Annotated in this window: 7 protein-coding genes; 5 read left to right on the forward strand and 2 right to left on the reverse strand. The window is 40.1% G+C overall.

Annotated elements, in window-relative coordinates; genetic code table 11:
- Positions 1–355: 355 nt before the first annotated feature.
- Positions 356–814 (reverse strand): bleomycin resistance protein, encoded by a 459-nt coding sequence (locus tag PTE_RS19305; protein WP_051477464.1) that lies wholly within the window; start codon positions 812–814, stop codon positions 356–358.
- A gap of 346 nt (positions 815–1,160) precedes the next feature.
- Between PTE_RS19305 and tnaC the strand changes: the two genes are divergently transcribed.
- The 3 genes from tnaC to mtr all read left to right on the forward strand — a co-directional run bounded on the left by tnaC (position 1,161) and on the right by mtr (position 4,110).
- The gene (gene tnaC, locus PTE_RS27360; protein WP_071993008.1) at positions 1,161–1,259 is read left to right on the forward strand and encodes a tryptophanase leader peptide; all 99 of its coding nucleotides are present in this window, start codon (positions 1,161–1,163) and stop codon (positions 1,257–1,259) included.
- A gap of 127 nt (positions 1,260–1,386) precedes the next feature.
- Positions 1,387–2,787: a tryptophanase gene (tnaA, locus tag PTE_RS19310; RefSeq protein WP_036850193.1), complete on the forward strand. Its 1,401-nt coding sequence runs from the start codon at positions 1,387–1,389 to the stop codon at positions 2,785–2,787.
- A gap of 78 nt (positions 2,788–2,865) precedes the next feature.
- The gene (gene mtr, locus PTE_RS19315; protein WP_036849695.1) at positions 2,866–4,110 is read left to right on the forward strand and encodes a tryptophan permease; all 1,245 of its coding nucleotides are present in this window, start codon (positions 2,866–2,868) and stop codon (positions 4,108–4,110) included.
- Positions 4,111–4,509: 399 nt separating this feature from the next.
- Here mtr and PTE_RS19320 read toward each other — a convergent pair whose 3' ends face one another.
- Positions 4,510–5,724: a Tm-1-like ATP-binding domain-containing protein gene (locus tag PTE_RS19320; protein WP_036849696.1), complete on the reverse strand. Its 1,215-nt coding sequence runs from the start codon at positions 5,722–5,724 to the stop codon at positions 4,510–4,512.
- Between the two features lie 235 nt (positions 5,725–5,959).
- Here PTE_RS19320 and PTE_RS19325 point away from each other — a divergent pair, with 235 nt between their 5' ends.
- Together PTE_RS19325 and PTE_RS19330 are read left to right on the forward strand one after the other, a co-directional pair.
- Positions 5,960–6,583 carry a TetR/AcrR family transcriptional regulator gene (locus PTE_RS19325; RefSeq protein ID WP_036849697.1) on the forward strand — a complete coding sequence of 208 codons (624 nt, stop codon included), beginning with the start codon at positions 5,960–5,962 and terminating at the stop codon, positions 6,581–6,583.
- 1,391 nt (positions 6,584–7,974) lie between these two features.
- Positions 7,975–14,529, forward strand: coding sequence for a non-ribosomal peptide synthetase (locus PTE_RS19330; RefSeq protein WP_051477465.1), 6,555 nt, complete (start codon positions 7,975–7,977; stop codon positions 14,527–14,529).
- The last annotated feature ends 92 nt before the right edge of the window (positions 14,530–14,621 follow it).

Consider the following 14,621-nt stretch of genomic DNA (forward strand, 5'->3'; position numbering starts at 1 on the left):
GTGTATTAAAGCCACATTTCCCTATATGCGCAATAAAATGTGTTATTTTTTCATCCCATACGGCGACATGTATTATCGGTTCTGATAGTCCTAATAATTCAACTCCTGAACAATCAACCCCTGTTGTATTTAAGAATAAATAATTAATCGAGACTGGAATTAATTAATTTTCAGATAGCACAGTTATTGTGCTATACAGAATTCTATTTCTGTTATTTCTATTCCGCCCTTTAATAAGGGCGGGTTTTATAAATAAATCAGACTCTAAGGTGTTCTATTTAAGCTAATGAAAATAATCTAAATGAGTTTGTTTTAGATTTAAGTAATTAGAACAATTTATTAAACTGAAATATAATTAATCAATAACAAGTAATGTGTTTATTGGTATATTGTTTATGTTTTCTATGAATTGGCTGAAACGTAGCAGATAGCCATCGGGATCTTGCACCAGGAATTCTCTTTGGCAGGCCAGTATTTCATCAACACGGTAATGATTGTCTTTAACTTCTCGATATAGTTTTATGCCATTAGCTTTTAAGTTGTTAAGTAGAGGAGTTAAATCATCAACTTCAATTTGAAAATTCACACCTCTTCCCAGAGGATAATTTAGTGAGGCAGTATTCCAGCCATCATCATGTAGTGCTTCAAGCATTAGTTGTGCTTCGCCCAATTCTAGATACGCGAAATCTGGGGTATCTCGGCGAATAAGTAATTGGAAGCCGAGGATTCTTTGATAAAAATCCAGAGATCGAGAAAAATCAGTGACGGTCAGTTCTGGGACCATACGATTCCAATAGGGTTTATGTTGGCTCATACGTTATTCTTTAGCTCTGTGATATTATAAGTATTTTTCACTCTATGAACAGCTCTGTTTTTCGTAGTAATTGCTATACTATATAGGAAAATGCAGAAATTAAAAATATTCTTATTGTGTTAACTTTTAGTTTTATTGATTTAGTTTAATTGTGTTGTTATATTTTTTTCATTGGTTTTTATACGATGTTTATTAACTGTTTTTTCTTGAGTATATAATCGATTTACTGAGGTGTATATAAATTTCTATTTTTTATAATTTTTGTTTTTTGCGTGATTGGTCACGGATAATTTAAATATTATCTATATCTTATTGAACAGTTTTAACTGGGGGATAAGTTCATTTTATGATTTCTATATTTTTACATTATCATTTTATTTATTCTTGTAATATACAGGCATGGTTTAATGTCGATCACCGTATTTCTAACTATTTCCCTAATTAATTCCTCTAATTGTATCTTTAATTAAATCTTTATTTTTAATCACTGCATTTATTGTGGCGTATTTCTGTGTGTTTTTCAGGGGCTTTCCTGAATTATGCAGTATAGACAATTATTGGATAAAATATTTATGAAACGTATTCCAGAGCCTTTCCGTATTAAAATGGTAGAAAATATCCGCATGACTACGCGTGCGGAACGTGAAAAAGCATTAGAAGAGGCTGGATATAATCCATTCCTGTTGCCAAGTGATGCTGTTTATATTGATTTGCTGACAGATTCCGGTACCGGTGCAATGAGTGATCGCCAGTGGGCGGGAATGATGATGGGTGATGAGGCTTATGCGGGTTCCCGCAACTATTATCATTTGTGTGATAAAGTTAATGCGCTGATTGGCTATCAATATACTATTCCAACCCATCAAGGCCGTGGCGCAGAGCAAATTTTATTCCCATCATTGATTGCCCGCAAAAAAGCGCAAGGGGGCGCAACACATCCGGTCTTTATTTCTAATTTCCATTTTGATACCACGGCTGCCCATGTTGAATTAAATGGCGCAAAAGCGATTAATGTTGTTACGCCAAAAGCCTTTGATACAACCACCTATTACGACTGGAAAGGTAATTTTGATATTGATGAATTGAAAAAAACGATTGCGGAACAGGGTGCTGATAATATTGTAGCGATTATCACAACTGTGACTTGTAATAGTTCTGGTGGTCAACCTGTCTCTATCGCTAATATGAAATCTGTGTATGAGATTGCGAAGCAATACGATATTCCTGTAGTGATTGATTCGGCTCGTTTCTGTGAAAATGCCTGGTTTATTAAGCAAAGAGAAAAAGGTTACGAGAATAAATCAGTCAAAGAAATTGTCAGGGAGATGTATCAATATGGTGATATGCTGACAATGTCAGCTAAAAAAGACCCGATGGTCAATATTGGTGGTCTTTGCTGTTTCCGTGACGATGAAGATCTATTTAACGAAGTGCGTACCCGCTGTGTGCCAATGGAAGGGTTTGTTACTTACGGCGGCCTTGCCGGGCGTGATATGGAAGCTCTGGCAATTGGCCTTGAAGAGGGTATGAATGAAGATTATCTGGCATATCGTATTAATCAGGTGGCTTATTTAGGCAACAGATTAAGAGATGAGGGTATTCCTATTCAGTATCCTACCGGTGGTCATGCTGTATTCGTTGATGCTAAATTATTATTGCCACATATTCCAGGAGAGCAATTTCCTGCTCATGCATTGAATAATGAACTGTATCTGGATGCAGGAATAAGGAGTGTCGAAATTGGCTCTTTATTGTTAGGTCGTGATCCGAAAACAGGAAAGCAAAAAGAATCACCAATGGAACTTTTGCGTTTAACTATTCCTCGCCGGGTGTATACCAATGATCATATGGATTATATTGCAGAGGCTTTTATTTCCCTGAAAGAGAGAGCGACTCAAATTAGAGGATTAACATTTACTTATGAGCCTTCAGTATTACGGCATTTTGTTGCAAGATTAAAGCCAATTAAATAATAAAAAACGGGGTGCTTCTATCTGCAAGCATCCCAAATTTTATTTCGTATATCATAAAGCCACGCTAGGATTACGCACATGGCTACTTTACTAATAAAAAAATCGTCTCCCTCTTTACTTGGCGGCGCAATGATCATTGGCGGAACGATTATTGGCGCAGGCATGTTTTCTTTACCCGTTGTCATGTCAGGAGCATGGTTTTACTGGTCAATCGCTGCTTTGGTCTTTACCTGGTTTTGCATGTTGCATTCAGGATTAATGATATTGGAGGCCAACCTTAATTATCGGATTGGCTCAAGTTTCGGAACGATAACAAAAGATCTTTTAGGCAACGGATGGAATATCATTAATGGTATTACGATTGCGTTTGTCTTATATATTCTAACTTATGCTTATATTTCTGCCAGTGGATCGATTATTCAGCATGTCATAGGGGATATGGAGATAGATTTTTCGCCGCGACTGGCTGGTTTTTTGTTTGCTTTTGCTGTTGCGTTTGTTGTCTGGCTAAGTACAAAAGCGGTTAGCCGGATAACCTCTATTATTCTTGGTGCCAAAGTATTAACTTTCTTTATGACTTTTGGTGGCTTGATTTATAACGTTGAACCTGCGGTTTTATTTAATACTGTTGAGATTAATCCGACTTATTGGCCTTATGTATTAGCAACTTTGCCTTTCTGTCTGGCTTCTTTTGGATATCATGGCAATGTTCCTAGTCTGATGAAATATTATGGAAAAGAACCTCAGAAAATAAAGAAATGTCTGTTTATTGGGACGTTAATGGCGTTAGTTCTTTATCTAGTCTGGTTGATTGGAACAATGGGAAATATTCCCCGGTCAGATTTTATTAAAGTTGCGGAACAAGGGGGAAATATTGATGTTCTGGTCCAGTCATTAAGTGGAGGCTTAAACAGTTCAACATTGAACTTATTGTTGACCCTTTTTTCTAACTTTGCTGTTGCCAGCTCATTTCTTGGTGTCACGCTGGGACTGTTCGATTATTTGGCCGACTTGTTTAAATTTGATGATACCAAACTGGGGCGTTTTAAAACCGCATTGGTAACGTTTCTTCCGCCAATGGTTGGAGGGATGATTTACCCGAATGGTTTTATTTATGCGATTGGCTTCGCCGGCCTTGCTGCGACAGTTTGGGCTGCTATCGTTCCCGCTTTACTCGCCAGAGCATCCCGTAAACGGTTTGGTAGCCCAGCCTATCGGGTTTGGGGCGGCAATGCGATGATCGGCTTGATTTTGCTGTTTGGCGTATTGAATGTCACTGCTCATATCTTATCAAGTTTTAATCTACTGCCCGTTTATTCATAAAAAAACTCCTGCGGTGGGTGCCGCAGGAGCCTGGTGTTGACGGAGATAAGCTCCGAAAAGGAAGAAAACAAAGCAGGTGTATTTATGTTTTAATTTAGTTTGTTAACTCCCAACATCTTACAGCAAGGTTATTAACAGGAAGTTCTTATGGCTTCCCTTTAGAACATGAGCACCTGACTGCTTTATTTAGTACAACTCCTGACAGACATATCGTAAGAAGCTGTGACTAATAGAACAATAGCATCAGAATGCACTATTTTGACAACTTTTTGCTTAGTCATTAATTAGTTGTATACAATCTTTCAGTGTAAGTACTGCTTCTGAACCGGTATTATCGTTGCTGGTCAGGCCCATTAATGTTTACTCCTGTTTCAGTGGTTGTTCGTGTTGAGTCACAACTTAAGTCATCATCATCTGTTGGTATTCGCTAATCACCTGTTGGCAGAATTCAGGTGAATTCACATGATGAGAGTTTTTAATTAGTTGTCTGTTTTCCGTTTCTATAAATGTAGACTCAAAAGCGTTGATAAAGGCTTGAGTCGCATCAGGATTCCAGAAGGGGCCACCTTCAATGTCCAGAGCGGAAAAACCGCCTTCAGGAATAATAAATTTTAATTTTCCTTCGCACCGATTAAGTTTTTCCGCAATCCAAATTCCCATTTGGCGGTTCTCTTCTGGTACGGTGCGCATTAATGTTACCTGAGAGTTGTGGCGGTAAAATTGCCGGTATTTGTAGCGTTCCGGGATAGTATTCAGATGCCCGAAATTTACCATATCCAATGCGCCGCAAGAGCCAATATAAGGTATTTGTGTGCGTGCTATCGCCCCCAAACGGTCTGCATCACAGGGTAGAGCACCACCAAACAGATAGTCACAGACTTCAGTTGTGGTGATATCCAGCAGGCTATTTAGCAGACGGCTTTCGGCCAGTTTTTCCATTGTTTTGCCGCCGCTGCCGGTTGCATGGAAAACCAGACAGTCATACTGTTGCTCTAACTCTTTGGTCAGTAATTGTATGCAAGGTGTTGTGACGCCAAACATTGTCAGACCGATAGCCGGCTTATCTTCAACATTGTTCTCCTGGTAGAAATAAACTGCGCCTGCAATTTGATTGGCCGCGTTTTTCAATACCTGACGGGAGATACGGTTAAGGCCGGACACATCAGTGACTGAATAGAGCATGGCGATATCACTGACACCGACATAACCTGAAACATCACCGGAAGCCATAGTAGAAACCATCAGTTTTGGTATACCGACAGGCAAAGATTGCATCGCGGGTGTAATCAGTGCTGTCCCGCAGGAACCCCCCAGACCTAGAATCGCTAAAACATCAGTTTGTCTTGATAAAAAAATATTAAAAGCGACTGACATTGCGGATATCGCTTTCCCCCTATCACCACAGAAAACGGCATCTTTGCCTTGTGGATGATGCTCTGCTACTGTTAATGCAGTGATGTCCGCACCTCTTTCGAGCGGGCCAGATTTAGTAGTTAAATCCACAGTACGAACGGCAAGGCCAGCTTTTTCTATCAGATCCCTGACGTAGAAGATTTCTGCGCTCTTGGTATCAAAAATAGTGGCGATATAAACACAGCCTTGGCTTTTTTTCATTATAATTATGAATACTTCCCTGGTGCTGACTACTAATTCATGGACAGATTATAGACAAGATGAGACTCTAGTATCACTATTATATTACCAAATTGAGACTATCATCTCATTTTACCCATAAATAAACTGAATCAATTTGGGTGTTTTGTAGATAGTTAAGTAGAGTGATGATAGCGAAGAAGAATTTTAACCATAAGCTTTATCTAGAGATTTTTATTGTGAAAGAGTTGTGGCAATGATGGATTCGAATACTAAACCTCACTTTACCGGGACCCGGAAAAAAACGTATGCATTGCTGATAAATGCTGCACTGGAACTTTTTGAGCAGAGAGCGATACCTTCGGTTTCCGAATTGGCACTGTATGCTGGTGTTTCCAGAGCAACGGCGTACCGCTATTTTCCGACCCAAAGCGATTTAATTGACGCAATTGTTGGTGCCAGCCTTGGGCCGATTCTCACCTGGAAGCCTTCCGGTGAAAAAACTGAAGAGCGGATTATTGAGCTATTGGATTTTGCCTATCCCCGTATGTTTCAACATGAAGGCGCATTGCGGGCGGCTCTGTTGGTTTCCTTACAGCAATGGGCTCAGGGGAGTGATTTGTCTGCGCATAAACAGGAGAAGAAACTGGTACGCGGGCATCGTAAGGAGGTCCTTGCAACGGTTGTTGAACCATTAAAAGGGCATTTCCCACCGGAGACTTTGGAAAATGTCATTCGTTCTTTTTCCCTGATTTATGGCTCTGAAGTCTTTCTGGTAATGAAAGATATTTGGAATATGGATAACGAGAAGGTTATTGAAATCACTAAATGGATGGCAAAAGCCATTATTAATCAGGCGTATAGAGATTTTGAGTTATAGTTGTTTCAGATAAGCCATTTAATAACTCAGTGTTAATTGGCGAATTTCACAGGGCGGATATTTTGCATAGATTTCATATAACTTATGATTATTCTTATGCAAAATATTCCTATTAAATACTTTAAAATCTAACAAATCGATTATCAATATAACTATTTCTGGTTGATCATGATGGAAGTCATAATTAATCATTTAATTACACCTATATTTTTGTTTTTCTGACTAATCAGAACCTTACGGCTAAAAATAATATTTTGAAAAATAGGACAAGTATGAAAACACAGTTTAATTACAATGTGTTATTTTTAATTTAACCTTTAAATACAATCAGTTAGATTAATTTAAATGGTTTTCGATATTATATTTAATCCCGTAAAATGTTGCATTAAATTAATATGTGTGAGAACTTATTTACCAGCCGACCCCTGGTGGTTTTTAAATATCATTAAATGTGTCACAGCATATTAGATTGCTATAAATAGACGTTAATTTTTCTCTTCGTTTATTTCATCTTATTCGGTTATTTAATCAGGCTTGGTGTGGTTTAACGTAAATTTGACACTTTCATTGGAATTTCAAGTTGAAAGTGCGCTGCCTGGGCTGCACGGATCAAAAGCTAACTCGACCAGTTTCTGGCCGAAGTGACCTCAGGTTTGCTGGTGGTTTACAATATTAATCATAATAAAACAAATATTAACATTTTGTTAAAGTTAAAAAATAAATATATGTAATAATTAAACTAAAATAACAATTTATTAAACCGAATATATTTATTTGTTTTAAAATGATTTAATGAAAAAAACAGCATCAAAATCAAAAAATATTTCAATTTAAATTGACAAGCTACATATTTAACATTAATAAGTTACGATGATTTTTTAATTTATTATGTTATTGAATTTTTTTAATTTTAATCTTGATCTTGATAAGGTTTATCCTAAAAAACCAGGGGGGCGGTAGCATGGTAAATAACTATACGCGACACAACATCACCAAATGAAAAAGGAGATTTCAACTGTTTACCAGACGATTTTAGAAAAGAAAAGTATAACGAGTAGTAAACAAAAGAAATAGTTTTAATAAGGACGTAAATCGGATTTTTTACAGAATAAGGAAATTATAAAGGCAGGAAAAGTTTATTCTGAAAACTGCAAAAACTTTGGCAATCATTTTTCTCTGCCGGAGTCTTTTCTGATCACGATCGAACAGATCGCCCAATTAGGATTAAATTCCTTTAAGTAATCTATTATTTGTAACAGTTATTCAGAGGTTACATTATATCAGACAGAAATATTATCAGCTATTTTTCAACTAGACTTAATCACAAATATTGAATTTGAATTATAGTTTACAATCACTTTTTAATTTTCTTTATATTTAAAGGTAAAAACATGTCAGATGAATATTTAAGTGCTCTTGATGGGAGTGAAAGGGAGTTGTTTTATTCTTTGGTGAAAAATAAAGAGGGGCAACAAGTTATTCATAAGAAATTTGAAGCAGAGATATTCCCATTATCATTTTCGCAAAATAGATTATGGATGATTAGTCAGCTTGAAGAAGGGGGAGGCGCTTATCATATACCCATTATATATAAAATAACGGGGGCGTTAGATATTGATCTATTTGAGGAAGCAATAAATTTTATCTTCAAGCGGCATGATTCTTTGCGTTCTACGTTTGTTTTAAACGATGGGGTACCTAATGTGCGTCTTTTGCCTGTGGATACCCATGTGCCGCTGGTTGTTAGCGATTTGCGCAATTCAACCCTGCGAGATGAGGATATTTTAAGAATTATCGATAAGATAATTAATTTGGACTTTGATCTGAGTCTCGGCCCTTTAATTCGTCCTGAATTGCTCCATATCGATGAAAATAAATATATATTCATTTTAGATCAACACCATATTATTACTGATGGTTGGTCTATCGCCATTTTTCTCAAAGAAATGGAACATGTTTATAATAAGCTTATTAATAAGCAGTTAATTTCACTGGAACCTTTGCCATTGCAGTATTCAGACTATGCTGTTTGGCAGCGGGAGAGTATTACAGAAGAGAAGTTATCTACACAATTAGACTATTGGAAAGAACAGCTTGTTGATCTACCACCATTATTAGCGTTGCCAACGGATAGACCAAGAGCAAAACAGAAATCGTCAGAAGGAGAGATTGTTTCGATTACAATTGACAGTAATACGACAAAAAAACTTGAACAACTTAGCCAACAGCAAGGCGTTACGCTTTTTATGATGTTGATGTCTGTTTGGGGGATCGTCCTCAGCCGGCTTTCAGGGCAAAACAGTATTGTGATTGGGATCCCTTCGGCTAACCGGGGAATGGCCGAAGTTGAGAAGATGATAGGTTTTTTTGTCAACACGTTACCTATACGGATTGATGTTAACAATGATACTCAAATTACAGATTTATTCTTACAGGTGAAAGATAAAATCATTACGGCTCAGGATAATCAGGATGTGCCGTTTGAACGTATTGTTGAAGCGGTTAATCCACAGCGTAGTTCTGCCTATACGCCTGTTTTTCAGGTTATGTTTTCCTGGGAGTCACATAATGGAGAGCCTGTTTCTTTTGCTGATGTTGTTTTGGAACCGATACAGCCTGATAACGTTAAGTCCAAATTTGATTTGGAATTTGCGTTGCAGAAAAAGGACAACACGCTTGTTGGTGCAATTAATTACGCTACAGACTTATTTGATAAAGAGACCATAGAGCGACATTTAGGCTATTACTTAATGGCGCTTGAATCCATAGCGAATAACGTATCGCAATGTATTAAAGATATCGATATCTTGCCTATTGCAGAGCGTGAGCTGCTTTTGAATCATTGGAACTCAACCCGTAGTGACTTTCCAACTGAGTGTTTGATTCATGAAACATTTGAGCGGCAGGTGATCAAGACTCCGAATGCGCCGGCACTGGTGTTTAACCAGCAGATAATCTGTTATGACGAACTGAATCGTAAAGCGAACCGATTGGCACATCGTCTTATCGATCTTGGTGTTGTACCTGATAGCCGGGTCGTAATTTGTGTAAGCAGAACGCCTAATATGGTCATTGGCTTATTGGCGATTTTAAAAGCTGGCGGCGCTTACGTTCCCCTTGATCCGGCGTATCCGAAGGAGCGATTAGGTTATATCCTTAAAGATACTGAACCAGTGCTGATCCTGCACGATGAAATAGGAAAGCAGGCACTGGAAGATGTTTTAGTCGGATATCAGTGTGTAGATTTGAACAAAGCGTCATTTGGTGATTGTTTAGAGGTCAACCCGCACGTTCTTGGGATGAATTCGCGTCATCTTGCCTATGTTATTTATACCTCGGGTTCTACCGGTAACCCCAAAGGTGTTCAGAACGAACATCGTGGCGTCATAAACCGACTGCATTGGATGCAGCAAACCTATTTATTGACACAAAATGATGTCGTATTACAAAAGACAACGTTTAGTTTTGACGTTTCGGTGTGGGAGTTTTTCTGGGGGTTTATGGTTGGGGCGAGTATGGTGCTGGCAACTGAACATCAGCAAAAAAATCTTTCGCAGCTAGCCGATATTATCCGTCAAAATGGGGTAACGACGCTGCATTTTGTTCCTTCTGTATTCAATGCCTTCTTAAAACAGCCTAACCTTTCTGGTTGTGTAACGTTAAAACATCTGTTCTGTAGTGGCGAAGTATTACATCCCAGTACGGTTAAACAATGTCAGGCTTTGTTGCCCTGGACCAGGTTATATAACTTATATGGCCCAACAGAGGCTGCAATCGATGTGACCTACTGGCATTGTCCTGAAAATTTTAACGGCCAAACCGTTCCGATCGGAAAACCGATTGCGAATACGCGTATTTATTTGTTGGACGACCGTCAACAACCTGTACCGTTAGGTGGCGTGGGTGAGCTGTATATTGGTGGGGTGGGGGTGGCCCGCGGTTATTTAAATCGCTTTGATCTGACAGAACAACGTTTTGTTGCCGACCCTTTTAGCGCCCAACCCAACGCCAGAATGTACCGAACTGGCGATCTGGCTCGTTATCACTATGACGGTAATTATGACGGTAATATCGAATATATTGGTCGTAATGATCACCAGGTAAAAATCCGTGGTTTTCGTATTGAACTGGGTGAAATTGAAGCTCATCTTGAATCGCATCCTGCGGTGCAGGAATCGGTTGTGATTGCTTGTGAAGGTGCAGGAGGAGACAAACGTTTAGTTGCTTATCTGGTGCTGACAGCTGAATTGAATGCCGATGATGCAGCGGTAGTTTTACGCCAGTATCTGCTGTCTGGTTTGCCGGAGTACATGGTTCCCGTTGCTTTTGTGACATTAGCTCATTTTCCATTGACACCAAACGGTAAGCTTGACCGTCGGGCATTGCCGGCGCCGGATGCTTTGGCTTACCAGCATCAGTATTACGAAGCACCTGAGAATGATATGGAAATGTTATTGGCCGAAATTTGGGGGGAGCTGCTTGGAACGGATAAAATTGGTCGGCATGATAACTTTTTTGCTTTGGGTGGTCACTCTTTGCTGGTCATACAACTTATGGGCTTACTCAGAAAACACGCTTATACGGTGTCGGCTGGTGCTCTATTTTCTACGCCAAGATTGTTTGAACAGGCAGCGCTCATTAAGAAGAATGATAATTTACCCGTGATCCCGGCGAACCAAATTACCGGGGATATCGAATGCATTACACCAGAAATGCTGCCACTGGCTGAAATAAATCAGTCTGACATTGATAGGCTTATCAACCAGATAACGGGAGGGCTCCAGAACGTTCAGGATATTTATGGACTTTCGCCGTTGCAGGATGGAATTATGTTTCATCACTTGTTGGAAAATCAGGGTGATTCATATCAAGTGATATTCCGTCTGGCATTTAACGATCGGGCGGGTTTGGATGCTTATATTGATGCGCTGCAACAAGTCATCAATCGTCACGATATTTTGCGAACGGCTTTCTTTAGTGAAGGGTTATCCGGTGGCCCAGTACAGATTGTGTTAAAGAAGGCGTTATTGCCGGTCAATGAAATAACACTCTCAACCGATAAATCTAAACCGTTTATCGAACAGTTAGCTGCGCATCATACGCTGTCAGATCATCGTCTGACGCTTTCCGATGCACCATTACTGCGTTTATTCGTGGCACAGGAACCGGGCAGTGAACGCTGGCTGGCGCTGGAAGTTATGCACCATCTCATCGGCGACCATACCACTTTGGACGTTATGCATCATGAGATAGGGTACATTTTATCAGGCCGTGCAGAACAACTTCTCCCTGCGGTGCCTTACCGTAATCTCATTGCTTATGTGCGTAGGGCTAACCAGCATAAAACCTATGAATCTTATTTTCGGCGTATGTTGGCGGATATAGATGAACCTACAGCACCGTTTGGTCTTTATAACGTCGTGCAGGCGAATAGTCAGATTGATGAGTATCATCTTGCGCTTTCCGAAGAATGTAATACTGAGCTGCGTGGGTTGGCACGTCGTTATGGCGTTAGCTTGGCAAGCCTGATTCATTTAGGTTGGGGAGTGGTATTGGCGAAAAGCAGTGGGCGAACCAACGTGGTGACCGGGACGGTAATGTTTGGGCGTTTAAACGGTGAGAGTGGCGCTGAACAAGGAATGGGGCTGTTTATCAATACGTTGCCGCTGCGGTTGGACATTGACAATAGCAGTGTGGTGAAAGTGTTAGAACAAACCCACCAGCGTTTGTCGGAATTACTTAACTATGAACATACTCCTCTGGCCGCTGCCCAGCGATGCAGTAGTGTAGCAGCGCCGGCACCACTGTTTACGGCCTTGCTCAATTATCGCCATAACCGGGCAATCAACACCGAAGATACCGCGTCTGAAGGATGGAAGAATATTGAAATGCTGGAAGGTGGAGAGGAGAAGTGTAATTATCCTGTCGGGCTTTCCGTTGATGATGATGGTCAGAGTTTGGCATTGACTGCTCAAGTGATAGCGCCGCTTTCGGCTTCTCGTTTATGTGGTTATTTACAGCAATCTTTAGCACAGTTAGCGTGGGCGTTAAGAGAGCAGCCGGATAAGCCGGTTTGTCTGATCGATGTGTTACCGCCTGTGGAACAGACGTTATTGCTGGAGACGTGGAATCCGCCGGTGACCAATGATTATCGCAAATGTGGTATTCATTTCCTGTTTGAACAGCAAGCCGCTGCTGTGCCGGATGCTGTCGCTCTTGCTTTTAAAGATCGGGTCATCACTTATGAAGAACTGAATCGCCGGGCAAACAGGCTGGCACATCAACTCGTTGCCCGAGGCGTCAAGGCTGATAGCCGGATAGCGATTTGCGCTGACAGAAATCCGCAAATGGTGATGGGTTTATTAGCTATTTTGAAAGCAGGTGGAGCGTATGTTCCCCTTGATCCTGATTATCCACAGGATCGACTCAATTTTATCGTTAAGGATGCGGCTCCAGTACTGATACTGCACGATAAAGTCGGTAAAAGCGCGTTACAGTTGCTGGAACATGGATTGCCAATGCAGTCGCTTGATGATCATGCAGAAACCACCGAATTAGAACATAACCCTCAGATTGCTTCATTTTTGCCGCATCATCTGGCTTATGTTATTTACACTTCGGGCTCGACCGGACGGCCTAAAGGCGTCATGGTTGAACATTCGTCTATAGTGCCAAAGTTGCTGACGTTGAGTCACACGTTGGGTATCAACCGGGCCAGTCATATCCTACAGTTTTGTCATTTTTCGTTTGATGTATCCGTTTCTGAGCTGTTTTGTCCGTTAATCAGTGGTGCGACGCTTCACCTGATTGATAACGAGTCGCGTCAGAATGTGACACAATTTTGGGCGTTGTGTAAGCAACAGGGAATTACTCATATGTCGTTGCCGTTTCAGTATTGGAATAGTCTTACTGAGATCGGGTTCCCTGATCATAACTCAAGCTTATTATCTATTTGTATTGGTGGTGAAAAAATTCCGGCTGATGCCATCAACAGGTGGATGGAGAGTCGTGCCGGCAGTATTAAATTGGTTAACTGTTATGGGCCGACTGAAACGACGATTACAGCAACATTATATTGCCCTGAGCGACACGATAAATATATCGACAGTATTGGCAGGCCCCTTGATGATACCCGTATCTATCTGTTAGACAAATATCAGCGACCAGTGCCATTGGGGGCGATCGGGGAAATCTATATTGGTGGAAACGGCGTCAGCCGGGGATATCTAAACCAGCCACAAATGACGGCTGAACATTTTATGGCAGATCCTTTCAGCTCTCAACCGGGGGCCCGCATGTATAAGAGTGGTGATTTAGCCCGTTATTATCCGGATGGTGGTATAGAGTATATTGGGCGTAATGATCACCAGGTAAAAATACGTGGCTTTAGGATCGAGTTAGGTGAAATCGAACAACTGTTAACTTCACATCCCGTTGTTTATGAAACTGCTGTTATTGCCCGTCGTGATATTGATGATATTCCTCGACTTGTCGCTTATCTTACGCTTAAGCAAGGAGAAGAAATACCACAACTTGCCGAAATATTGCGTCAATATTTGTCTGCATCATTACCGGATTATATGGTTCCATCGGCGTTTGTCGTCCTGGCGCATTTACCATTGACACCGAATGGTAAATTAGACCGTCAAGCGTTGCCGATACCCATTGATACTGATTATGAACAACAAGTTTACGCGGCACCGCAAAACGAATTAGAAGAAATATTGGCTGAAATATGGAGTGCACTGCTTAATATAGAAAGAATTGGACGTAATGATGATTTCTTTGTACTAGGTGGTCATTCCTTAAGTATGGTAAAACTGATATCTATTTTACAAAGTGAAATTGGATATAAAATTCCAATGAGTAATTTATTTAAATATTCCACGCTGAAAAGCATGTCTGAATATCTATATCGGTTGTCAATTGTTCATGGTGGTGAATAAGTTTTAATTATTAATTCATCGCACTCTTTAATTTGAAAAATAAATTATCCATTGGGTAAATGGATATTTATTACTATGTCAATTATGTTCTA

The sequence above is a fragment of the Photorhabdus khanii NC19 genome, assembly GCF_000517265.1.
Classification (GTDB): Bacteria; Pseudomonadota; Gammaproteobacteria; order Enterobacterales; family Enterobacteriaceae; genus Photorhabdus; species Photorhabdus khanii.